Source organism: Aeromonas sp. 130281 (assembly GCF_056642115.1).
In genome coordinates this window covers 137,792-158,629 of the sequence record NZ_JBWVQS010000003.1, presented here as the reverse complement: position 1 = coordinate 158,629, position 20,838 = coordinate 137,792, and the positions used below count along the sequence as shown (strand labels likewise).

Annotated in this window: 21 protein-coding genes; 10 read left to right on the top strand and 11 right to left on the bottom strand. The window is 65.5% G+C overall.

Annotated features, from left to right (window positions below; all coding sequences use genetic code 11):
- Positions 1–32: 32 nt before the first annotated feature.
- Complete coding sequence (gene sgrR, locus AC1IN8_RS10595) at positions 33–1,772, bottom strand: HTH-type transcriptional regulator SgrR (RefSeq protein WP_479758831.1); 1,740 nt, start codon at positions 1,770–1,772, stop codon at positions 33–35.
- A gap of 100 nt (positions 1,773–1,872) precedes the next feature.
- Here sgrR and AC1IN8_RS10590 point away from each other — a divergent pair, with 100 nt between their 5' ends.
- The 3 genes from AC1IN8_RS10590 (at position 1,873) to AC1IN8_RS10580 (ending at position 4,201) form a co-directional block, all read left to right on the top strand.
- Complete coding sequence (locus tag AC1IN8_RS10590; protein ID WP_139439171.1) at positions 1,873–2,049, top strand: hypothetical protein; 177 nt, start codon at positions 1,873–1,875, stop codon at positions 2,047–2,049.
- A 155-nt stretch (positions 2,050–2,204) separates the two neighbouring features.
- Positions 2,205–3,473 (top strand): O-acetylhomoserine aminocarboxypropyltransferase/cysteine synthase family protein, encoded by a 1,269-nt coding sequence (locus AC1IN8_RS10585; protein WP_319912271.1) that lies wholly within the window; start codon positions 2,205–2,207, stop codon positions 3,471–3,473.
- A 101-nt stretch (positions 3,474–3,574) separates the two neighbouring features.
- Positions 3,575–4,201: a glutathione S-transferase family protein gene (locus tag AC1IN8_RS10580; RefSeq protein ID WP_479758830.1), complete on the top strand. Its 627-nt coding sequence runs from the start codon at positions 3,575–3,577 to the stop codon at positions 4,199–4,201.
- A 150-nt stretch (positions 4,202–4,351) separates the two neighbouring features.
- On the opposite strand, the gene AC1IN8_RS10575 is transcribed toward AC1IN8_RS10580, so the two are convergent.
- The gene (locus AC1IN8_RS10575) at positions 4,352–5,527 is read right to left on the bottom strand and encodes an iron-containing alcohol dehydrogenase (protein WP_319912273.1); all 1,176 of its coding nucleotides are present in this window, start codon (positions 5,525–5,527) and stop codon (positions 4,352–4,354) included.
- Between the two features lie 493 nt (positions 5,528–6,020).
- Between AC1IN8_RS10575 and AC1IN8_RS10570 the strand changes: the two genes are divergently transcribed.
- Entirely contained in the window at positions 6,021–6,605 is a 585-nt protein-coding gene (locus AC1IN8_RS10570) for a hypothetical protein (RefSeq protein ID WP_139439178.1), read from the top strand.
- A 114-nt stretch (positions 6,606–6,719) separates the two neighbouring features.
- On the opposite strand, the gene AC1IN8_RS10565 is transcribed toward AC1IN8_RS10570, so the two are convergent.
- The 4 genes from AC1IN8_RS10565 to AC1IN8_RS10550 all read right to left on the bottom strand — a co-directional run bounded on the left by AC1IN8_RS10565 (position 6,720) and on the right by AC1IN8_RS10550 (position 8,878).
- Positions 6,720–7,157: a hypothetical protein gene (locus AC1IN8_RS10565; protein ID WP_479758829.1), complete on the bottom strand. Its 438-nt coding sequence runs from the start codon at positions 7,155–7,157 to the stop codon at positions 6,720–6,722.
- A 214-nt stretch (positions 7,158–7,371) separates the two neighbouring features.
- Positions 7,372–8,118, bottom strand: a complete 747-nt coding sequence (locus tag AC1IN8_RS10560; RefSeq protein ID WP_479758828.1) for an SDR family oxidoreductase — start codon at positions 8,116–8,118, stop codon at positions 7,372–7,374.
- Between the two features lie 42 nt (positions 8,119–8,160).
- Positions 8,161–8,406: a DUF3624 family protein gene (locus AC1IN8_RS10555; protein ID WP_479758827.1), complete on the bottom strand. Its 246-nt coding sequence runs from the start codon at positions 8,404–8,406 to the stop codon at positions 8,161–8,163.
- 13 nt (positions 8,407–8,419) lie between these two features.
- The gene (locus AC1IN8_RS10550) at positions 8,420–8,878 is read right to left on the bottom strand and encodes a GNAT family N-acetyltransferase (protein ID WP_319916805.1); all 459 of its coding nucleotides are present in this window, start codon (positions 8,876–8,878) and stop codon (positions 8,420–8,422) included.
- Between the two features lie 186 nt (positions 8,879–9,064).
- On the opposite strand from AC1IN8_RS10550, the gene AC1IN8_RS10545 reads away from it, so the two are divergent.
- Together AC1IN8_RS10545 and AC1IN8_RS10540 are read left to right on the top strand one after the other, a co-directional pair.
- Entirely contained in the window at positions 9,065–10,507 is a 1,443-nt protein-coding gene (locus AC1IN8_RS10545; RefSeq protein WP_139439184.1) for a RimK family protein, read from the top strand.
- 24 nt (positions 10,508–10,531) lie between these two features.
- Complete coding sequence (locus tag AC1IN8_RS10540) at positions 10,532–11,068, top strand: MgtC/SapB family protein (protein WP_162519295.1); 537 nt, start codon at positions 10,532–10,534, stop codon at positions 11,066–11,068.
- A gap of 60 nt (positions 11,069–11,128) precedes the next feature.
- Here the strand turns inward: AC1IN8_RS10540 and AC1IN8_RS10535 are convergent, their stop codons facing one another.
- Positions 11,129–12,745 (bottom strand): alpha-amylase family protein, encoded by a 1,617-nt coding sequence (locus AC1IN8_RS10535; protein WP_479758826.1) that lies wholly within the window; start codon positions 12,743–12,745, stop codon positions 11,129–11,131.
- Between the two features lie 121 nt (positions 12,746–12,866).
- Positions 12,867–13,139, bottom strand: coding sequence for a DUF2442 domain-containing protein (locus AC1IN8_RS10530; RefSeq protein WP_479758825.1), 273 nt, complete (start codon positions 13,137–13,139; stop codon positions 12,867–12,869).
- Between the two features lie 263 nt (positions 13,140–13,402).
- Between AC1IN8_RS10530 and AC1IN8_RS10525 the strand changes: the two genes are divergently transcribed.
- Positions 13,403–15,367 carry an LTA synthase family protein gene (locus AC1IN8_RS10525; RefSeq protein WP_479758824.1) on the top strand — a complete coding sequence of 655 codons (1,965 nt, stop codon included), beginning with the start codon at positions 13,403–13,405 and terminating at the stop codon, positions 15,365–15,367.
- Between the two features lie 56 nt (positions 15,368–15,423).
- Here the strand turns inward: AC1IN8_RS10525 and AC1IN8_RS10520 are convergent, their stop codons facing one another.
- On the bottom strand, positions 15,424–15,894 hold the full coding sequence (locus AC1IN8_RS10520; protein ID WP_025325515.1) for an Lrp/AsnC family transcriptional regulator: 471 nt from the start codon (positions 15,892–15,894) through the stop codon (positions 15,424–15,426).
- Between the two features lie 160 nt (positions 15,895–16,054).
- Here AC1IN8_RS10520 and AC1IN8_RS10515 point away from each other — a divergent pair, with 160 nt between their 5' ends.
- Positions 16,055–16,573: a phosphatase domain-containing protein gene (locus AC1IN8_RS10515; protein WP_479758823.1), complete on the top strand. Its 519-nt coding sequence runs from the start codon at positions 16,055–16,057 to the stop codon at positions 16,571–16,573.
- A 212-nt stretch (positions 16,574–16,785) separates the two neighbouring features.
- Here AC1IN8_RS10515 and metA read toward each other — a convergent pair whose 3' ends face one another.
- Positions 16,786–17,739 (bottom strand): homoserine O-acetyltransferase MetA, encoded by a 954-nt coding sequence (gene metA / locus AC1IN8_RS10510; RefSeq protein WP_202047714.1) that lies wholly within the window; start codon positions 17,737–17,739, stop codon positions 16,786–16,788.
- A 144-nt stretch (positions 17,740–17,883) separates the two neighbouring features.
- Here metA and AC1IN8_RS10505 point away from each other — a divergent pair, with 144 nt between their 5' ends.
- Together AC1IN8_RS10505 and AC1IN8_RS10500 are read left to right on the top strand one after the other, a co-directional pair.
- Positions 17,884–19,122 (top strand): HD-GYP domain-containing protein, encoded by a 1,239-nt coding sequence (locus AC1IN8_RS10505; protein ID WP_162519297.1) that lies wholly within the window; start codon positions 17,884–17,886, stop codon positions 19,120–19,122.
- A 27-nt stretch (positions 19,123–19,149) separates the two neighbouring features.
- Complete coding sequence (locus AC1IN8_RS10500; protein ID WP_479758822.1) at positions 19,150–20,313, top strand: molybdopterin-binding protein; 1,164 nt, start codon at positions 19,150–19,152, stop codon at positions 20,311–20,313.
- 7 nt (positions 20,314–20,320) lie between these two features.
- Here the strand turns inward: AC1IN8_RS10500 and AC1IN8_RS10495 are convergent, their stop codons facing one another.
- Positions 20,321–20,836, bottom strand: coding sequence for a metal-dependent hydrolase (locus tag AC1IN8_RS10495; protein WP_479758821.1), 516 nt, complete (start codon positions 20,834–20,836; stop codon positions 20,321–20,323).
- Between the last annotated feature and the right edge of the window lie 2 nt (positions 20,837–20,838).

Genomic DNA, 20,838 nt, shown 5'->3' with positions numbered 1-20,838 from the left:
GTGGGACCGCGCACAGGCTAGCGCGCCAACCCTTATGACTCAAGCGTCCCGGCATCCGGGTGGGAGCCGCCTCCGGTTTCCGGCGCCGCCATCCCCTGTTCGGGTCTGAGCCAGGCGCTGCGAAAATCGAACCAGCCGAGGGCCGTCATCCGCACCCCGTGCACGCCGACCCGGCTCTCAAGCTCCAGCCAGTGATGAAACAGCGGCACGAACCAGCCCTGGCGCTGCACCTCGGCCAGCAAGGCCCGCGGGCCTGGCTCGGCGCCGCTGGCGCGCCACTGCGTCAATCCCTGCCACAGGGCCTGCTGGCCCCCCCATACCCGGCGCAGCAAGGGGGTGCCCTGCAGCCAGGCGTAGGGAGCGAAGGCGTGTTCATGCTCCAGGTTCAGGGTGCCGAGCCAGAGATCCACGTCTTGATCCTCCCCGCTCACCCAGCGGCCGTAATCCAGGGTGCGCACCTCGAGCCGGATCCCCTGCTCTGCCAGCAGGCTGGCCATGGCATTGGCACACTCGTTGAACTCCAGATGCTGGTTGAAGCAGGCCAGCACCAGCCGGGTCGGCAACAGCGCAGGTTGTGGCTCCTCGGCGGGCAGGGCTTCGCGCCAGTGGGGCAGCAGGCCGAGGGCACTGGTCCAGCCCCGTTGCAGCTCGGGGGCGACCCGCCCCATCAGGGCGATGGGGTTGAGCAGCCGGGTCAGCCACTGGCGCAGGGCGGGATCCTGCAGCGGGAGGGATCTGTCGTCCTGCAGCAGGAAGTAGCAGCCCGATTCCAGCTCGGACTCGCCGCGCATGGTGCCGAGCTCGGGGCTGTCGCGCCCCAGCTGCAGGTGGCTCTCCAGCCGCTCCGCCAGCTCCGGCAGCATCCAGATGTCGATCTCGTCGAGCAGGGCCCGCAGCCCGAAGTAGTCGTCGAAGGCCGCAAGGCACAGCTGCAGGGGATCGTTGGCGGTGACCCTGTAGGGGCCGGTGCCGACCGGGTGCAGGGCAAAGCCCGCCTCCCCCTTGAGTTCGCGGGGCAGGATGGCCGCCACCGGCTCCGCCAGCAGGTGCAGCAGCAGGGGATCCGGGCTGTCGAGGTGCAGATCCAGGGTGCGCGGCCAGCGACTCTCCAGCCGGGCGAGGTGGGCAAACAGCGGGCGATCCCGCAGGCCGAGCAGGCTCTCCATCACATCTTCCACCGCCAGCTCGCGGCCGTGGTGAAAGCGCACCGCCGGGCGCAGGTAGAAGCGCCAGTGACAGGGGCCGAGACACTCCCAGTGGTGGGCCAGATCCCCCTCGATTTCCCCATTTTCCTCATTTCGCCGGGTGAGGCCGTTGAAGATCTGGCGGCTGAGGTGCACCTCGGAGCGGCGCAGGGGATCCGTGGGCAGCAGGTGGGGCAGCGGCCGGTAGTAGGGCACCCGCAGGATCTGGCGCCCCTCCCGGGTGGCCTGACCGAGCTGCTCGATGAGCAGCGGGGTGAGCAAGTCCAGCCGCCCCTCCGCCAGCCGCACCGCCTGGGCGAGCTGCCCCTGGCTCAGCAGATCCCGCAGGCGGCGGCGAGTCAGGCTCTCCTGATTGTCCAGCAATATGAGCCGGGAGCGCCGCCCCCGTCCCGCCTCCGCCGACCAGCTGAGCCAGCCCTGATCCTGCATGCGGCGCAGCAGCAGGCGGGCGTTGCGCGGGGTGCAGCAGAGCAGATCCGCCACCTCGGCGAGGCTGGTCTCCCGCTCATCGCAGCCAAGCTGCTGGGCGAGCCGTTGAAATTGCTGGTAGAGGCGGCGGCTGGGCATAAAAGAGGAAATCCTTGTCAATAAAGTCGTCAGTTTTTACTTCCTCATTTTAGCTCAATACTGTTGGCGAACGTGAGCACCACAGCACAGGAGCACCATCATGAGCCAGACCAACCCCCATGCACCGAACCGGATCCAGCAAGGAATGCGCCGCTACTTCCGCCGGATCCAGCCCCGCCCCCTGACCCTGATCGAGGATCCCATGCAGCAGCTCAACCGCCTGATGCAGTGGGACATGCAGCAGATAGACGACAGGGAGTATCGTCGCCGCCTCTGATCGGGCCAGGACTCCGGACGGGAAAGGGCGCGGCAGGATCACTGCAAGCCCCTGACAATGCTTTGCCGGATTGGGTGGTTTACATCGGCACAGGGCCTGCTAGATTGGACGTCTATCCATCCATAATGGCGACGACGTCCAACAAGGAGTGTGTGATGAAAGATGCGACCCTGGCCCTGCACCACGGCTTTTCCAGCGACCCCACCACCAAGGCGGTGGCCGTGCCCATCTACCAGACGGTGGCCTACGAGTTCGACAGCGCCCAGCACGGGGCGGATCTGTTCAACCTGGCGGTGCCCGGCAACATCTACACCCGCATCATGAACCCCACCAACGACGTGCTGGAACAGCGGATGGCCGCCCTGGAGGGGGGCATCGCCGGGCTGGTGGTCTCGGCGGGTTCCGCCGCCATCACCTACGCCATTCAGGCGCTGACCGCCGCCGGCGACAACATCGTCTCCACCCCCCAGCTCTATGGCGGCACCTACACCCTGTTCGCCCACATGCTGCCGAGCTTCGGGGTCGAGGTGCGCTTCGCCAAGGATGACAGCGCCGAGGCCATCGCCGCCCTCATCGACGACAGGACCAAGGCGGTCTACTGCGAGAGCATCGGCAACCCGGCGGGCAACATCGTCGATCTGGCGGCCTTCGCCAGGGTGGCCCACGCCCGCGGCGTGCCCCTCATCGTCGACAACACGGTCGCCACCCCGGTGCTGTGCAAACCCATAGAGCACGGCGCCGACATAGTGGTGCACAGCCTCACCAAATATGTCGGTGGCCACGGCAACTCCCTGGGCGGTGTCATCGTCGACTCGGGCAAGTTCCCCTGGGCGGATCACGCCGAGCGCTTCCCCCAGCTCACCCGGCCCGAGCCCTCCTATCACGGGGTGGTCTATACGGAGGCCTTTGGCCCGGCCGCCTTCATCGGCCGGGTGCGCACCGTGCCCCTGCGCAACACGGGGGCGGCCCTGGCGCCCATGAACGCCTTCCTGCTGCTGCAGGGGCTGGAGACCCTGAGCCTGCGCATGGAGCGCCACGTGGACAACGCCCTGCGGGTGGCCCACCACCTCAGGCATCACCCCAAGGTGGCCTGGGTCAGCTACGCTGGTCTGCCGGGTCACCCCCACTATCCGCTGGCGGAGAAGTACATGGGCGGCCGTCCCTCGGCCATCCTCTCCTTCGGTCTGAAGGAAGGGTACGAGGCGGGGGTGCGCTTCTACGATGCGCTGAAGATCTTCAAGCGGCTGGTCAACATCGGGGATGCCAAGTCCCTGGCCTGCCACCCCGCCTCCACCACCCATCGCCAGCTGAGCGAAGACGAGCAGGCCAAGGCCGGGGTCAAGCCGGAGATGATCCGGCTGTCGGTCGGGATCGAGGCGATCGAAGACATACTGGCGGATCTGGATCAGGCGCTGGAAGCCTGAGTCGGCACGGAGCGGGCATCTGCCCGCTCTTTTTTGTTTGCCGGTGAACCACTTGCCTCGCCCCTTCGTACACCCAATCCCGCCACCGAATCGAGGTTCCCATGATAGTCCTGCACCACCTGAACAAGTCCCGCTCCCAGCGCATCATCTGGCTGCTCGAGGAGCTGGGCCTGCCCTACGAGATCAAGGCCTACCAGCGCGACGCCACCACCTTTTTGGCACCGCCCGAACTCAAGGCCATCCACCCCCTCGGCAAGTCGCCGGTCATCGAGTTCGACGGCCGGGTGCTGGCAGAATCCGGCGCCATCACCGAGTACCTGATAACCCGCCACGCCCCCGAGCGGCTGGCGCCAGCCACGGACAGCCCCGACTACCCCGAATACCTGCAATGGATCCACTTCGCCGAGAGCTCCGGCATATTGCCGCTGCTGCTGGACATGTTCGTGCGCAAGGATGGCAGCCCGATGCGCTTCCTGCCGGGCTACGCCCAGGCGGAGTGCGCCAAGGTGCTGGGCTATCTCAACGAGGTGCTGGCAAGCCGCCGCTATCTGGTGGGGGATCGCCTCTCCGGCGCCGACATCATGAACTCCTTCCTGGTGGATCTGCTGGCCCAAGCCGGCCAGCTGGCCCGGTTCCCGCACCTTGAGGCCTACTGGCAGCGGCTCAATACCCACCCGGCCCGCCAGAAGGCGGCAGCCCTGGAGCGCGAGCTGGATCAGGGGGCCTGAGCCCCGGCACCTCACCACAGCATGCAAAACGCCCCGAACTCGGGGCGTTTTCTTTTCAGCTCGGAAGCCGGGGTCTAGAGCGCGTGGGAGAGGATCCGCGCCACTGTTATTGCCCGACTCTCTCTGTCGCCAGGAGCTGGAGCCCCAGACTTACAGAGCGTGGGAAAGGATCCGCGCTACCTTGTCCGGATCTATGTCCTGCTGCTCACCCAGGGCGGTCAGCCCGAAGCGCTTGAGGTTGGAGCAGATGGCGGGGATGCAGCTCTCGTTCAGGCCGTAGTCGGCGAGGCGGGTGCCCACCCCCATCTGCTGGAAGAACTGCTCGGTGCGGATGATGGCCTCCTCGATGCGCAGCGCCTTGTCCTCCCGGCGGGAGTGCCAGACCCGCTCGGCGAACTGGGCCAGCTTCTCCTGCTTCTGGGCCGCCTGTTCCCGCAGCAAGGAGGGCAGCACCACCGCCAGGCTCTGGGCATGATCCAGCCCGTGCAGGGCGGTGAGCTGGTGACCTATGGCATGGGTGGACCAGTCCTGGGGCACGCCGCGCCCGATGAGGCCGTTGAGGGCCAGGCTGGCGGCCCACATCAGGTTGGCCCGCACCTGATAGTTGGTGGGCTCCGTCAGCGCCCGCGGGCCGTTGTCCACCAGCACCTGCAGCAGGCCCTCCGCCAGCCGGTCCTGCACATCCCCACCCACCGGGAAGGTGAGGTACTGCTCCAGGATATGGACGAAGGCATCCACCACGCCGTTGCCTACCTGACGCACCGGCAGGCTGTAGGTGGTGGTGGGATCCAGCACTGCAAACCGGGGCAGCACCAGCGGATTGTAGAAGGAGAGCTTGGCCTCTCCCCGGCTCACCACGGCGGCGGGATTGCTCTCGGAGCCGGTGGCAGGCAGGGTCAGCACGCAGCCGAGCGGCAGCGCCCCCTTGACCGGCGCCTTCTCCAGCAGGATGTCCCAGGGATCCTCCCCCTCGAAGCAGGCCGCGGCGGCCACGAACTTGGTGCCATCCACCACGGATCCACCGCCAACCGCCAGCAGGAAGTCGATGCGCTCGCGCTTGACCAGGTCCACAGCCTCCATCAGCTGATCGTACTGGGGATTGGCACCTATGCCGGGAAACTCCAGCCACTCCCTGCCCGCCAGCGCCTGGGTCAACTGCTCATAGACGCCGTTCTGCTTGATGCTGCCGCCGCCGTAGAGCACCAGCAGGCGGCTGCCCGCCGGGATCAGCTCCGGCAGCGTGGCTATCTGGCCCTCCCCGAAACAGACGCGGGTGGGATTGGCATATTGGAAGTTGTACACGGCAGAGCCCTCGGTTGAATGCATGCAGGGGGATTGTGCGCCAGCCATACCATCAGGTCAAAAAACGGGAGCGAGCCATCAACATGGTGATGCCCCCCCCTTTGGCATCATGGTACTCAGGCATGACTTTCCATGGTGTCACTGGCGCAGTCCCCTGCTCCCTCATGGCGCCGCGCCATACCGTCATCCCATCAGGTCAAAAACGGGAGCGAGCCATCAACATGGTGATGCCCCCCTTTGGCATCATGGTACTCAGGCATGACTTTCCATGGTGTCACTGGCGCAGTCCCCTGCTCCCTCATGGCGCCGCGCCATGCCGTCATCCCATCAGGTCAAAAACGGGAGCAAGCCATCAAAATGGTGATGCGCTCTCTTTGGCATGATGGTACTCAGGTGTGACTTTGCTATGGTGTCACTGGAGCAGGGGGCTCACTCCCCTGCTCCGTCATGGCGCCGCGCCATGTCGTCATCCTGACGCCTCTCACGGGGTTCTGTTTTCCAGCCATAGGGTCTAATCATGAAACTGAAGCACGCATGGATCGCAGGAGTGCTCACTCTCTGTGTCAATCCCCTGATACAGGCCGCCGAGGTGACCGCCAATGTGGCCGTCACTCCGGGCCAGGCCAGCCTGGCAGAAGAGGTGAAGGCCGAGGCGACCGTCACCGCCCTCGATCTCGCGACCCGCAAGATCAGCCTGAAGAATGCCGAAGGCGAGACCTTCGATCTGGTCGCCGGGGAGGAGGTGACCAACCTCCAGAACCTCAAGGTGGGGGACGTGGTGGCGCTGCGCTACCTGCAACTGCTGGATCTCGAGCTGCTCAAGGGCACAGCCGGCGTGAGAAAGCGGGTGGTGGAGGTAGAGGGGAGCAAGGCGGCCGCCGGCCAGCAACCGGGCGCCGGGGCTGGCATGCAGGTCACCATCTATGCCGACGTCATCGACGTCGACAAGGCGCAGCAGACCATCAGGGTCAAGGGGGTGGACAATACCCTCACCCTCAAGGTGAAGGATCCGGCCCAGTTCGCCCTGATCGCCAAGGGGGATCAGATCAAGGCCGTCCAGACCACGGCCATCGCCATAGGAATCGTGCCCAAACAGCCCTGAGGCACACCGTCTGCGGCAGGGAGGGCGCTGGCGCTCCCTGCTTTATCCTTCCCCGGCATCCGGGGCAAAACATTGCCCATCCGACACCAAAGATTGCCGTTCGAGTCGGCAGTGTCAGGCCTGGGTGCTCTGCCCGCTCGACGACTTGCCGGTGAGCCTGTCCATGGCCGCCTTGAGCATGGCATCACGCTGCTCGGTCAGGGCCCGGGTCTGGGTCTCCCGCTCTTCGGCCGAGAGCGTCTTGTTGTCGGCCACCCCCTTGATCTGGCTCTCGAGATCGTCAAATTTTTTGCGATCGAAGCCGAGTGCCTTGTCCACCAGCTGCTGCACCACCGTATTGCTGGCGCTCCCGGCCAGGGAGGCGCTCTTGCCGCTTCTGGCCAGATGCTCGTAAGTCAGTACCTGCTGCGCCTTGCCGGTCAGCACCTGGCTGGAGAGGCTGACCTGCTGATCCCAGCTCCCCTGCTGGCTGTCATCGCCACTGAGGGTGGTCAGGGCACGGCTGTGGGACGCACTCTGGGCGAGTTGCTGACCATAGGGTTTGATGTCCATGAAGGCTCCAAGCTGCTGCCGGCCAAACCGGCGTCCGGGGAGACACTCCCCGCCAATCACCATGACTCAGCAAGTTGCAGGCCAACTTGACCACCAGCTGGCAGCGATCTGGGATAGAGGGTGGATGGCGCCAGACGGGGGCGGCGGGCGGGATAGAAAACAGAGCGAGAAGAGGCACCCGGGGGTGCCTCTTCTCATCCCGGCGAGACGGGGTTCAGCGACGGCTGATCTGCAGCGGGCCGAAGGTCTGGGCCACCGGCATGATCTCTATGCTGTTGATGTTGACGTGGGCGGGCTGCTGGCTGACCCAGAGCACGGTATTGGCGATGTCCTCCGGCTGGATGGCCTGCACCCCCTGATAGACGGTAGCCGCCTTGGCGTCGTCACCGTGGAAGCGCACGTTGGAGAACTCGGTGCCGCCACAGAGGCCGGGCTCCAGGTTGGTGACGCGGAGGGCAGTGCCCGCCAGATCGGCCCGCAGGTTCAGGCTGAACTGCTTCACGAACGCCTTGGTAGCGCCGTAGACGTTGCCGCCCGGATAGGGGTAGGTGCCGGCGATGGAGCCGATGTTGACCACGTGGCCGCGATTGCGCGCCACCATGCCCGGCAGCAGCAGGCGGGTGAGCAAGGTCAGGCCGCTGATGTTGGTGGCGATCATCTGCTCCCAGTCTTCCAGATCCGCCTTGTGGGCGGGCTCGAGCCCGAGCGCCAGCCCGGCGTTGTTGACCAGCAGATCCACCTCGCTCCACTCGGCCGGCAGCCCGGCGATGGCGGAGCGGGTGGCGGCCTTGTCCTGCACGTCGAACGCCAGCGGCAGGAACTGCTCGCCCAGCTCGTCGGCCAGGGCGGCCAGCCGCTCGGCGCGGCGACCGGTGCCTATCACCCTGTAACCAGCCTGCACCAGCAGACGGCTGATGGCCTCACCAAACCCGGACGAGGCGCCCGTTACCATTGCGATCATCTGAACCTCCATTGTTATTTATCTGGTTGAAACAAAAAGAATTCACTCATTATCCAGCTCGCGTCCCGTCACCTTGCGCCAGAGGAAGACCGACAGGTGCAGCAGCAGCAGGCCGCTGCCCCCCAGGGCAAACAGCAGGCCGGTGAGGGCGTTGACCGAGGTGTCGGCGCCACACCACCACCAGACCAGCCAGCCCACGGCCCCGATAACGAAGGTCTGGATGGCGCAGATCGGGCAACGCCCGAGTTTGGCCCTGATGGCGGTGGCCAGACAGTCGTCGCAGCTCATCCTCTCTCCTTTCTCAAGCCTGCTTCAGCGCCAGCACCAGCCGGTGGGCATGCTGGCCCGGGCCGTAGTAATCCGGCAGCCTGAGCCTTGGGCGAAACCCCAGCCCGTGATAGAGGGTCTTGGCCTCGGGGTTGGCATCGGCGACCTCGAGCCGGACGGCGCCCCAGCCCGCCTCCCGACCCTCCCGGATCACCTGCTCCAGCAGGCGCCGGGCCCAGCCCTGGCGGCGCACCGTCCAGCGAATGGCGAGGGTCTGGATGATGAGCCTGTCCCAGCCCCTGTGCTCCAGCACGCTGAGGTAGCCCATCAACTGCGCCTTCTCATCCAGCAGCAGCAGGGTGCGCCCCCTGGCATGGCTGAGCAGATAGTGCCAGCGGCTGCGGCCGAAGGCGACCTCGGGGGGGAAACAGTAGCGTTCCAGCTTCACGATGGCGCCCAGATCATCGGTTCGGGCCGCGCGCACGGTCAACACGGGGAGTCCTTGTTCGGTTATTTATCCTCAGCACCAGAAATGCGACTTGTATCACAAGTTACCAAGGCAGAATATTAGGCACTGTAACCTCTTGTTTCCCCTCGCGCCATTGTCGTGCTTGTCGGTGCATCGAAGCCCACTGGGGATCCTGCCTTCTCGGGCAGTCCTTTCTGTGGAGCCGAAAATATGAGTACCTATGTCATCGTCGACGAGCTGGGCGACTGGCCCTGCCATGCCGATTATCTGCTGACCGCCCGCACCTATCTGCAACACGGCGTGCCCACCACCGGCGGCCGCCCCCGCATCATCAACCTCTGCCGCAGTCTGGAGCACCTGAGCGCGGGCTATTACTGCTCATTGCTGGCCCAGGCTCGCAGCCACCACTGCCTGCCGGGGCTGCAGGCCATCAGCCGGCTGCAACCCCAGCAGCCACCGGCCAAGCTGTGGCGCAAGCTGCAGGGCTGGCTGACCCGCCAGAGCGAGGACAGGATCCGGGTGCGCGCCATCTTCGGCCAGTGCGAACAGAGCGAGCTGGCGGGGCTGGCCCGCTACTACTACGGCCTGAGCCAACTGCCGCTGCAGGAGCTGACCCTCAAGCGAGGTCGTCACGGCTGGTCGGTGCGCCAGCAGCAGAGCCTCTCTCCCCTGGCGCTGAGCCCGAGCGAGAAGGCACTGATGGTGCAGCACGCCCAGGCGCTGGTGGGCACCGGGGGCGAGGAGCAGACGGCGCCCCTCTATCAGCTCGCCATCCTGATGGATCAGAACGATGGCCGGGCCAGCAGCGATGCCCTGGCGATAGAGCGCTTCATCCAGGCCGCCGCCGCCCAGGGGATCCAGGCCGAGATACTGGCCCCCTCCGCCATCGAGCGGCTGCCGGAGTTCGACACCCTCTGGCTGCGAGCCGAGACCGCGGTCGGCCACTACACCTTCGAGTTCGCCCGCCGCGCCGAGCAGCTCAAGATGCCGGTGATCGACAGCTCCCGTGCCATCCTCGCCTGCAGTAACAAGCTCTATCTCTACGAGCTGATGGTGCGCAGCGGCGTGCCCATGCCCCCCACCATGGTGGTGACCCGCCGTGGCCGCCACCAGGTGGACGAGCTGGTGCAGCGCCTCGGCCTGCCGCTGATGGTGAAGGTGCCCGACGGTGCCCAGGGCCGGGATCTCGCCATGGCGAGCGACGAGACCCAGCTCGCCCGCCTGCTGGACGAGGGGCTGGGCCGCTCCGCCCTGCTGCTGGTGCAGAGCCGGATCCCCGCCGAGTTCGACTGGCGCATCGGCTTTCTCGACGGCTCGCCGCTGTTCGCCTGCCGCCGCTACCGGCCGGAGCCGGGCAACCGCATCCGCCGACGCAAGCACCCCCTCGACATGAGCCGGATCGAGGCGCTACCGCTCACCGAGGTGCCGGAGCGGGTGTTGCAGACCGCCCGCCGCGCCGTGCACCAGCTCGGCAACGGCCTGTTCGGGGTGGATCTGCGCCAGCAGGGCCAGGGCTGCGTGCTGCTGGAAATCATCGACAATCCCTGGATACGTGGCGATATTGAAGACAGAGAGGCCAAAGATCTCTACGAGCGCCTGGCCAGGGCCTTCCGGCAACGGCTGGAGAACCGGGGGCAGAGCGCGGCAGGATAACAAGCAGGATCGGCAGAGGTGGGTATGATGACAATGCAGTGGTGGGACATAGCGCCCCTTGGCTGGAACAACATTCTGGCCTGTCTGGTGTGTGGCGGTCTGGTGGGGCTGGAGCGGCAGTTGCACGGCAAGCCGGTCGGCATTCGCACCTCCTCCCTCATCGTGCTCGGCACTTACTGCTTTCTCGCCATCGGCGCCGCCGTCAGCCCTCAGTCTGCGGATCAGGCCCGGGTGCTGGGCCAGCTCATCACCGGCATCGGCTTCCTCGGTGCCGGGGTCATGATGACCCGGGATGGTCAGGTGCTGGGGGTGACCTCGGCCGCCACCATCTGGATGCTGGCCGCCCTCGGCGCCCTGATCGGCATGGGAATGCTGCACCAGGCCGTGCTGCTCACCGGCGTGACCCTGGGGATCCTGGTGGGGGTTCACTACCTGGAGACCAGCTTCAAGAGCCTGCGCCGTGGCGTGCACAACCGGCTGGAGCACTGGCGCAACGGCAACGAGCGCGGCGCGCCGGCCAGCCCCCGTCAGGAGGAGCTCGGCAGCGGTCTCGAGAAGTGACCCTGCCGCCAGCTGGCAACAACAAGGGCTCCCGCGGGAGCCCTTTTGCTGTCTGCCGTCTCATTGCAACAGCAGGAAGCGGCCACTGAGGGGCGGCAGGTCCACCGTCAGGCTGCTGCCCCCCATGGCCAGGCGCTCGCCGCTCTGCAGATCCACCAGGGCGCTGCCGCTGCGCAGCTTGGCCAGAGGCAGGCTGTAGCTCTGGGGCGTACTTGAAACGTTGAGCAGATAGACGATCTGTTCCGCCGCCGTCTGCTTGATGTCGCCATAGACGCTGCCCTCGGCCACCAGCTTGACTCGCTCCCCCTGGTAGAGGGCGGGGTGGGCGGCACGCAGAGCCAGCAACTCGCTCAGCCACTGCTTCAGATCGCTCTGCTCGCCGCTCGGCACGAAGCCGGTGACACCGGGCACCTTGCCGTCGCTGCGGGCCACGTGATCGTCGCACAGTCCCTGGGCCGCACAGTCACCGCCCACCTGGGCAGCAAAGCCCGGCACCTCGTCGCCGAACTCCTCGCCGTAGTAGAGGGTGATGGGGCCGGAGCGGGCCGCCAGGAAGCTGAAGGCCGCCTTGTGGCGCTGCCAGTAGTCCGCCTGGTTGAAGTTGCCGCGCTCCAGCAGATCGCCGAAGCGCACCAGATCGTGGTTGCCCAGCATCAGGTTCGGCATGGCGTGGTTGGGGTAGTTCTCCACCTTGTTCCAGCTGGCGTCGAGCACGCCGGCCCCCTGTCCGCCCTTGCCGGACTCCTCCACCGCCAGCGCCTGCACCAGGCCATAGCGCAGCGGGAAGTCGAACGCCGAGGAGAGCGCCGGGTTGTCGCTGCTGCCATACGCCTGGGCGCGGATCTCGTCGGCCCCCTTCCACACCTCGCCCACCAGGTAGCCGAGAGTGCCCCACTGCTGGCCGGCCGCCTTGCGCGTTGCGCTGGCCTGCGCCACCTCGGTGCGAATGGCGCGCCAGTCGTCCAGCCCCAGCTGATAGGCCTGATCGAGGCGCCAGCCGTCAATGCCGTACTGCTGGACCCAGTAGCGGGCCACCTCCTTGAAGTAGGCGAGGCTCTCGGGCTGGCTGTAATCCACCAGCTGGCCCGGATAACCGGCACCGCCGCTCTTGAGGGCGGGCAGGCGGCCCTCTGGCGAGGGCTTGCTCACCCCCACCCTGTTGACGTGGCCAAACACGCCGTCGAGGAAGACGTAGAGACCGCGCTGGTGGGCCGCGTCCACCAGGGTCTTGAGCTGGGCGTTGCTGCCGAAGTTGGGATCCACGTTGAAGAAGTCGCAGGCGAAATAGCCGGTGGCATCCAGCCGATCGTCCCCGGCCTGACCGGCGCAGGAGTCGAACACAGGGGTGAGCCAGATGGCGTTGACGTTGAGGCTCTTGATGTGGTCCAGGCTGTCGATGATCCCCTGCAGATCGCCGTTGTGCCTGGAGGGGCCGTAGCCGACGCCGTAGTTGGCACTGCCGTCGCCATCGACGAAGGACTCCACCATCACCTGATAGGTTCTCAGGTTGCAGGCGGGCTGATCATCGCCGTAGCAGGCGCGACTGTCCGAGGTGGGAGGCGGATTGACCACGGGGGGCTGGGTCTCGCTGCTGGAACCCCCGCCGCCGCTGCCGCACGCTGTCAGTAACAAGGCGGCCCCGATCAGGCCGCCATGGCGCAACCTTCCTTGTTTCATTGTTATCTTCCCGCTGTGGTGCTGGCGCAAAATGCGCCACCCTGAGGCCATGATAACGGCCTCGCCAGGGCGGGTCTGTGACTGAAAACGTTACCTGGCTCAACGAGTTAGCCCGTCACTCTCAGCCCGGGTTGCGATCCGGGAAGGCCTCGCGCTCGTCGATGGGGGCAATCAGGTGATAGACCTCCTGGGCCGACAGGGTGCAGCCCGAGGGCCACTCCAGCTGGTGGCGACGATTGATGAAGACCAGGGCACAACGCCGCTCCGAGTCCAGCGCAGCGAACAGGGGCTGGCTGCGCCAGGGGGTCAGGTCCAGCACCCCGGTGGTGCCGTCCGAGAGCACCACGAACAGGCACCAACCGTGCACATACTCCACATCGATAAAGACCGGCATCCCTTCGGCTCCGATTGAGAAAATCCGGCGCCATTATAGGCAAGCCCCCCGCCGCGCTTTGCCGTGGGGATCACACAACGCCCAGTCATTTATGCTGTCTTTGGGCTCCCCCGGGATCCCTCATTAAAAAATCAATTTTATCAATAGCATCCAGTGGTCCCCTGCGCCGCAACCTTTCCCCGCCCCCATTGTCATAACCCTGCAATATAAAAAAAGCTGTCCTCGGATGGGCATCAAAAAAACAGGCTTTATCAGGAAAAACAATGACAAAAATAAGACACTGGCTGGGTCCATTTTGGCCCATCGCCATTTTTTCGGTGATCGCGCTCATCGCCCTCTCCGCCAGCCGGGCAGGCCTGGGGCTCTGGCAACAGGAGCGGGTCGACGCCGTCGCCGGTTGGTCGCAACTGCTGCTGCAAGGTATCCGGGTCGACCTTGCCACCCTCTGCTGGCTGTGGGGCGTCCCCACCGTCTTCACCCTGCTGCTGGCGGGCCCCCATGCCCTGGGCCGCGCCTGGCTGCAACTCATCCGGGTCTGGCTGACCCTGGGGCTCTGGCTGATGCTCTTCCTCGAGATCTCCACCCCCGCCTTCGTCACCGAATACGGGGTGCGCCCCAATCGCCTCTATATCGAATACCTCATCTACCCGAAGGAGGTGCTCGCCATGCTGTGGGCGGGGCGCAAGGGCGAACTGCTGCTGGCCCTTGTGTTCAGCCTGCTGACTCTGGGGGGTGGCTGGTGGCTGAGCGGGCGCCTGATGCGGCACCTGAGCTTCCCGCGCTGGTATCTGCGCCCGGCCTTCGCCCTGCTGATCCTGGCCATCGGCTTCCTCGGCGCCCGCTCCAGTCTGGGGCACCGGGCCCTGAACCCGGCCATGGTGGCATTCGCCAGCGATCCCCTGGTCAACGCCCTGACGGTCAACTCCGCCTACTCCCTCTTCTTCGCCATCAAGCAGATGAGCAACGAGGAGAGTGCCGGCGAATTCTACGGGGAACTGCCCAGGGAGCGGATCCTGGCGCTGGTACGCGAGGAGAGCGGCCGCCCCGACCAGGACTTCAGCTCCGAGACACAACCCAGCCAGACCTTCAACGAAGCCAGCCATAGCGGCAAGCCGAAGAACCTGGTGATCCTGCTGCAAGAGAGCCTGGGCGCCCAGTTTGTCGGCTCCCTCGGCGGCCTGCCGCTCACCCCCAACATAGATGCGCTGTCCCGGGAGGGCTGGGCGTTCGAGCAGCTCTACGCCACCGGCACCCGCTCGGTGCGCGGCATAGAGGCGGTACTGACCGGCTTCACCCCGACCCCGGCCCAGGCCGTGGTCAAGCTCGGCAAGAGCCAGACCAACTTCTTCACCATCGCGGATCTGCTCAAGCAGCGGGGCTATGACACCAGCTTCATCTACGGCGGCGAGAGCCATTTCGACAACATGCGCAGCTTCTTCCTCGGCAATGGCTTCACCACCATAGTCGAGCAGAAGGACTTCAAGAACCCGGTGTTCGAGGGCTCATGGGGCGCCTCGGATGAAGATCTCATGGCCAAGGCCAACGACACCTTCGAGGCACTGCACAGGCAGGGCAAGCCCTTCTTCAGCCTGGTGTTCAGCTCCAGCAACCACGATCCCTTCGAGTTCCCGGACGACCGCATCTCCCTCTATGAACAGCCCAAGGCGACCCGCAACAACGCCGCCAAGTACGCGGATTACGCCGTCGGCGAGTTCTTCAGGAGGGCCAAGGCATCGGACTACTGGAAGGACACCCTGTTCCTGGTCATCGCCGATCACGACAGCCGGGTCGGCGGCGCCAGCCTGGTACCCATCCCCCGCTTCCATATCCCTGGGGTCATAGTGGGAGAGGGCATAGCGCCGAAACAGGATCCGCGCATCGTCAGCCAGATCGACATGGCGCCCACCCTGCTCTCCCTGATGGGCATAAGTGCCGACTACCCCATGCTGGGCAAGGATCTGACCCGCATGCCTGCAGACTGGCCGGGGCGCGCCATCATGCAGTACGACAAGAACTTCGCCCTGATGCGGGGCAAGGACGTGGTGATACTGCAGCCGGAGCGGGCGGCGGAAGGCTTCATCTATGACGATGCCAGCGAGACCCTCACCCCGGCCCCGCAGCCGGATGCCATGAAGGATGCCGCGCTGGGCCTGGTGCTTTGGGGCAACCTGGCCTACCAGCAGGGGCTCTACCAGACGGCGCCGGACGACAGGCTGGCCCTCAACTGACGGGATGAAGAAACGAAAAAACCGCCAGCTGGCGGTTTTTTTCTACCCCCTGGCGCTCAGGGATGGGTGAAACAGGGCAGGGATCGGCTGAACCTGTGCTCGAACACCAGGGAGGTCTCGAGGTGTACCACCTCTTCCCGGGAGGTGAAGTGATCAAACACGAAGTTGCGCAGGTGCTCGGTGTCGGCGACGCAGAGGTGCACCAGGAAATCATCCTTGCCACCCATGTGAAACAGGCTGATCACCTCGGGCAACGCCAGGATGGCATCGCGAAACGCATCGATTATCTGCCGACTGTGGCGCGCCAGCTGCAAGGAGACCATGGCCTGGATATGGCCGCCCAGGGCCTGATAATCCACCTCGCAGTGAGCGCCCTTCAGCACCCCGTCCTGTTGCAGCTTGCGCACCCGCTCCAGGCAGGTGGAGGGAGCCACCCCGACCAGGGCCGCCAAATCCTTGTTGGTCATGCCCGCATCGCGAAACAGATGGGCCAGGATGTCCAAGTCCAGTTGATCCAGGTTTCTCATCTCTACTCCTTCCATCGCTCTATTTTTTTAGACTCTGCCCGTAAACCGGGCCGAACACAACGCAGATTGACATCGCACCCGCGCCCTCTATGCTGTGCCGCACTCAAACAGGGGGCCAACAAATTCGTTTGACACCCGACTAGCACCGACAAGGATCCTCATGCTCAGTGCCCACCCCTTCTGGAGCCTGGAGGTTCCGCGCCTCGACGGCCAGCTGTTGCTCACCCCCTGCCCCGGCAACCAGCAGGTTGCCATGCCGCTCGCCCTGGCCCAGTTGCAGCTGGCCGGTGCCGGCGGAGTGCTCACGCTGATGACGAAGGATGAGCTGGCCGCACGCGGCGCAGGCTCCCTCGGCTCACTGGTCGAGGCCAGGGGCATGGCCTGGTTCCACCTGCCCATAGCGGACGATGAGGCCCCCGATGAAGCCTTCGAGCGAGCCTGGCTCCCCGTGCTGCCGCAACTGCTCTCCCTGCTGCGCGAGGGCAGACACCTGGCCATTCACTGTCACGGAGGGAGCGGTCGCACCGGGCTGGTGGCGGCCCTGCTGCTGATGGCCCTTGGCCAGTCCCAGCCGGAGGCCATGGCCGCCATCCGGGCCAGGCGGCCCGGCGCCTTCACCCTGGCCTGCCACCGTCACTGGCTCGACACCCGGGGGCGACACCTGGCTGGGGTCGACTGAAAGGGGCCCTGAGCCTTGGAGTGCTCGCAGGTAAAAACCTTGTCGATCTCCTCCAGCCCTATGACACCTGACTCCTGGGCGGCTTATAGCTGAACACCTTGCCGATCTCCTCCGGCCATAGCGGGTGAGCCGGCACTATGACACCTGACTCCTGGGCGATTTATAGCTGAGCACCTTGCCGATCTCTTTCAGCCATTACGGGTGCGCCGGCCCTACACCTGGCCCTTGGGCTGCTCGTAAGTGAACACCTTGCCGATGTCCTCCAGCCGATAGCTGGTGAGCTGATAGACGTAGTAGTTGAGCCAGTTGGAAAACAGCAGGTGGCCGTGGCTGCGCCAGCTGGCGCGCGGGGTCTGATCGGGATTGTCGCCCGGGTAGTAGTTGACCGGGATGACGGGGGTGAGGCCCGCCGCCAGATCCCGCCGGTACTCCCCGTCCAGGGTCAGGGCATCGTATTCGGGATGGCCGGTGACGAACACCTGGCGGCAATCCTTGGTCGCCGCCAGATAGACGCCGGCCTCCTCGGACTCGGCGAAGATCTGCAGATCGGTCTGGGCACGGATAAGATCCCCGTCGAAGGCCGCATAGCGGGAGTGGGGCGCGACGAACTCGTCATCGAAGCCACGCAGCAACGGCTCGTGCTCGTCGAGGCGGTGGTGACGATAGACCCCTGACAGCTTCTCGCCGTGGGTCTGCTTCTCCATGCCGTAGAGCGCCTTGAGCGCCGCCTGCACCGCCCAGCACAGGAACAGGGTGGAGGTCACATGCTGATGGGACCACTCGATGATCTCGACGATGCGCGGCCAGTAGACCACCTCCTCGAACTCCACCAGCCCGAGCGGCGCCCCCGTGATGATCATGCCGTCGTAGTTGTTGCCACGGACCTGCTCGAAGTCGTGATAGAAGTTCTCCAGGTGCGCCTGGGGCGTGTTCTTCGACTCCCGATCGTCGATGCGCAGCAGATCCACGTCCACCTGCAAGGGCGAGTTGGAGAGCATCCGCATCAGCTGGATCTCGGTCTCTATCTTCTTGGGCATCAGGTTGAGGATGAGCACCCGCAGTGGACGGATGTTCTGGGTGACGGCCCGGGATTCCGTCATCACGAAGATGTTCTCCTGCCCCAGCACTTCGGCGGCGGGCAACTGGTCCGGGATCTTGATCGGCATGCTGACTCCCTGTACTGCATCGGTAAATATGTCTGGACATCTAGAAGCCTATAATAAAGCGCTCATCCTGTCATCAGATACCTTTTGTATTCACCCCTGCCTTTGACTAGCATACGGCTCTGTGTGTCTCTCGTGCCCAACCCCATGACAGGAATCAAGATCTCGGTCGATCGGCTGCAAGTCGGCAATTACGTCTCCCTGCCACTGGGATGGCGTGAGCACCCCTTCCTGTTTTCCAGCTTCAAACTCAAGAGTGAAGAGGAGATTGAGCTGATCCGCCGGCTCGGTCTCAAGCTGGTGACCATCATCCCCGACAAGAGCGACGCCCCCCCCAAGCCCCTCGATCGGGTGCAACCCGCACCGGATGGCGCTGACGATCTGGTCGGGCGCCAGCAGGAGATGCAGCAGGAGAAGACCAGGCGCATCGAGCAGTTGCAGCGCTATCGCCGGGATCTGCAGCAGTGCGAGAAGCATTTCCAGCAGTCCCTGGCCCAGGTGCGCAACCTGATGGGCAAGATCCAGTCCCGCCCCCTCAACGCCATCAATGAGGCCCAGGAGCTGATCAACGCTATGACGGAGCAGCTGCTGTCGGTGGACGAGATGGTGCTGCACCTGGTCTCCGACAGCGCGGATGGCAACAGCCTCCAGTTCCACTCCCTCAACGTCAGCGTGCTCAGCATGCTGCTGGCCAGGGAGTGCAAGCTGCCGGCGGAGGCTATTCGCCAGGTCGGCATGGGGGCCCTGTTCCACGACATCGGCAAGCTGAAGATCCCGAGCCAGATCCTGCGCAAGACAAGCCCACTGACCAAACCGGAGCAGAACCTGATGGCCCAGCACCCGCGCTACGGCCTGGAGCTGCTGAGCCTGGCCAGTGACTTCCCCGAGCCGGCGAAACGCATAGTGCAGTACCATCACGAATACCTGGATGGCAGCGGGCCACAGGGGCTCAGGGGGGATCAGCTCGACCCCCTGACCCAGATCGTCTCCCTCATCAACGAGTACGACAACCTCTGCCACCTGCAGGCCAAGGTGCCCTACTCGGCCCTCGGCAACCTCTACAAGCAGCGCAAGGCCCAGTTCAACACCGACCACCTCGGCATGCTGATCCGCCTGATGGGCATCTACCCGCCCGGCAGCGTGGTGCAGCTCTCCAACGGCCAGGTCGGGCTGGTGATGTCGGTCAACGCCTCCCGCCTGCTCTACCCCGCGGTGCTGGTGTACGACCCCCGCATCCCGCGCCAGGAGGCGGCCATCATAGATCTCGAGCAGGCCGAGCTCTCCATTGCCAAGGTGATCCACCCCAAGCGACTGCCGCCGGCGGTGTTCGAGTACCTCAACCCCCGCACCCGGATCAGCTACTACTTCGAGCACAACAAGCCCTGATCGGGGTCCACCATCCAAGGAGTCTGCATGCGTATCGAGATCATCAGCACGGGGGACGAGATAGTGACCGGCCTGGTAGTGGACACCAACGCCGCCTGGCTCAGCGCCCTGCTGCTGGAGCAAGGCTGGCAGGTGCGCCGTCGCCTCACCGTGGGGGACAACCTCGCGGATCTGAAGGCCGCCTTGCAGGAGAGCGCCGACCGGGCAGAAGTGGTGCTGGTGTGCGGGGGGCTCGGCCCCACCGCGGATGATCTCACCGCCCAGGCGGCGGCCGAAGCCTTTGAGCAGCCGCTCGCCCTGTTCCCCGACTGGCTCGCCACCATGGCCGAGCGCTACGCCAGCCGGGGCCGCACCATGGCCCAGAGCAACAGCAAGCAGGCCTGGTTGCCCCGGGACTGCGAGATCCTCGACAACCCGGTGGGTACCGCCTGCGGCTTCGTGGTCAGCCACCCGGCCAGCCACTGCCAGAGCCGGCTCTTCTTCACCCCGGGCGTGCCGTTCGAGTTCAAGCAGATGGTGCGCGAGCAGATCTTGCCCCGCCTCAAGGCGCTGGCGGGGGAAGAGACGGACACCGAGCTGCGCCGCTTCTATACCTTCGGCATCTCGGAGTCCGCCCTCTCGGACAAGCTGGATGGGGCGCCCTGGCCTGCGGGCATCGAGCTCGGCTACCGCTCCTCCATGCCCCTCATCGAGCTGAAACTCATCGGCCATGGCGCCAGCGCCGCCGACATGGATGCTGCCGAGGCACGCCTGCTCGGAGAGATAGCCCCCTGGCTGGTGGGACGGGGCCACGAGGAGCCGGCGCAGCAGATCCTGGCCCTGCTGGGGGAGCGGCCGCTGTGCCTGCAGGAAGGGGAGAGCCGAGGCGCCCTGCTGGCCATGTGCCACCCCCATCCGGGGCTGGAGGCCAGCTTCAGCCACAGCCTCCCCTGCGAGCTCGGCCATCTGACATGCAGCGGACGGGAACCCAGCCTGACCATAGGCAGTGCAGGCCCCGACGGCGTGCCGCTGCTGCTGTGCGCAGACGGGCAGCGAATCGGTCAGCGGGTGAAGCTAAGTCACCCGGATCCCGAGAGCGGCCGCCGGATCCTCGCCTTCGCCGCCCTCGACATGCTGCGCCGCCACCTGCAGGGGCTGCCGGTGCTCGCCGACTACCTCACCCTGACCAGAACCGCCAGCCGCATCGACTGATGCCAGGCTAGAAGGTGCCTAAGCCCGCGCTCCCATGCACCCAGTACCCGGCGAGCGCCAGGGTCAGCAGGCAGAAAGCCCTCTCGTAGCCCCCGCCGCTCTTGAGGGGAAGGCCGGGCAGCCGAAAGCGTCGGCGCCAGGGCCAGAGCAGGGGTATGCCCATGGGGGTGAGCCAGTCCCCCAGCAGGTGGCTGAGGTAGCCGACGATGAGGGCATCCTTCATCACCCCGGACAGAAGGCCGGGGGCCTGAAACTGCGCCAGCCCCCATATCCCCAGGCCGACCGCCAGCAGGCTGTGGGTGAAGCCGCGATGGCCGAACAGCCGGGAGAGGGGCCCCGAGATCCAGGGCAGTTGCCGACCGAGCAGGGAGTGGGGGTGATCGAGATCCGGCAGCAGGGCGCTGGCCAGGGCCATGGGCACTATGTGCCACAGGCTGCCTTCGGCCAGGGCCGGAGTGAGTTCGACCTTGTGGGCAAGCAGGGCGCAGGTGACGGAAAACAGCAGGTGGCCTTGGGCGGTCATGG

Bases quoted from the DNA above. Each gene is read 5' to 3' on its own strand.
- AC1IN8_RS10585 (WP_319912271.1), top strand. From the start codon at position 2,205: ATGAAAGATGCGACCCTGGCCCTGCACCACGGCTTTTCCAGCGACCCC.
- AC1IN8_RS10540 (WP_162519295.1), top strand. From the start codon at position 10,532: ATGATGACAATGCAGTGGTGGGACATAGCGCCCCTTGGCTGGAACAAC.
- AC1IN8_RS10505 (WP_162519297.1), top strand. From the start codon at position 17,884: ATGACAGGAATCAAGATCTCGGTCGATCGGCTGCAAGTCGGCAATTAC.
- AC1IN8_RS10555 (WP_479758827.1), bottom strand. From the start codon at position 8,406: ATGAGCTGCGACGACTGTCTGGCCACCGCCATCAGGGCCAAACTCGGG.
- AC1IN8_RS10565 (WP_479758829.1), bottom strand. From the start codon at position 7,157: ATGGACATCAAACCCTATGGTCAGCAACTCGCCCAGAGTGCGTCCCAC.
- metA (WP_202047714.1), bottom strand. From the start codon at position 17,739: ATGCCGATCAAGATCCCGGACCAGTTGCCCGCCGCCGAAGTGCTGGGG.
- AC1IN8_RS10515 (WP_479758823.1), top strand. From the start codon at position 16,055: ATGCTCAGTGCCCACCCCTTCTGGAGCCTGGAGGTTCCGCGCCTCGAC.
- AC1IN8_RS10580 (WP_479758830.1), top strand. From the start codon at position 3,575: ATGATAGTCCTGCACCACCTGAACAAGTCCCGCTCCCAGCGCATCATC.
- AC1IN8_RS10570 (WP_139439178.1), top strand. From the start codon at position 6,021: ATGAAACTGAAGCACGCATGGATCGCAGGAGTGCTCACTCTCTGTGTC.
- AC1IN8_RS10545 (WP_139439184.1), top strand. From the start codon at position 9,065: ATGAGTACCTATGTCATCGTCGACGAGCTGGGCGACTGGCCCTGCCAT.
- sgrR (WP_479758831.1), bottom strand. From the start codon at position 1,772: ATGCCCAGCCGCCGCCTCTACCAGCAATTTCAACGGCTCGCCCAGCAG.
- AC1IN8_RS10500 (WP_479758822.1), top strand. From the start codon at position 19,150: ATGCGTATCGAGATCATCAGCACGGGGGACGAGATAGTGACCGGCCTG.
- AC1IN8_RS10525 (WP_479758824.1), top strand. From the start codon at position 13,403: ATGACAAAAATAAGACACTGGCTGGGTCCATTTTGGCCCATCGCCATT.
- AC1IN8_RS10560 (WP_479758828.1), bottom strand. From the start codon at position 8,118: ATGATCGCAATGGTAACGGGCGCCTCGTCCGGGTTTGGTGAGGCCATC.
- AC1IN8_RS10495 (WP_479758821.1), bottom strand. From the start codon at position 20,836: ATGACCGCCCAAGGCCACCTGCTGTTTTCCGTCACCTGCGCCCTGCTT.
- AC1IN8_RS10530 (WP_479758825.1), bottom strand. From the start codon at position 13,139: ATGCCGGTCTTTATCGATGTGGAGTATGTGCACGGTTGGTGCCTGTTC.
- AC1IN8_RS10575 (WP_319912273.1), bottom strand. From the start codon at position 5,527: ATGCATTCAACCGAGGGCTCTGCCGTGTACAACTTCCAATATGCCAAT.
- AC1IN8_RS10535 (WP_479758826.1), bottom strand. From the start codon at position 12,745: ATGAAACAAGGAAGGTTGCGCCATGGCGGCCTGATCGGGGCCGCCTTG.
- AC1IN8_RS10590 (WP_139439171.1), top strand. From the start codon at position 1,873: ATGAGCCAGACCAACCCCCATGCACCGAACCGGATCCAGCAAGGAATG.
- AC1IN8_RS10520 (WP_025325515.1), bottom strand. From the start codon at position 15,894: ATGAGAAACCTGGATCAACTGGACTTGGACATCCTGGCCCATCTGTTT.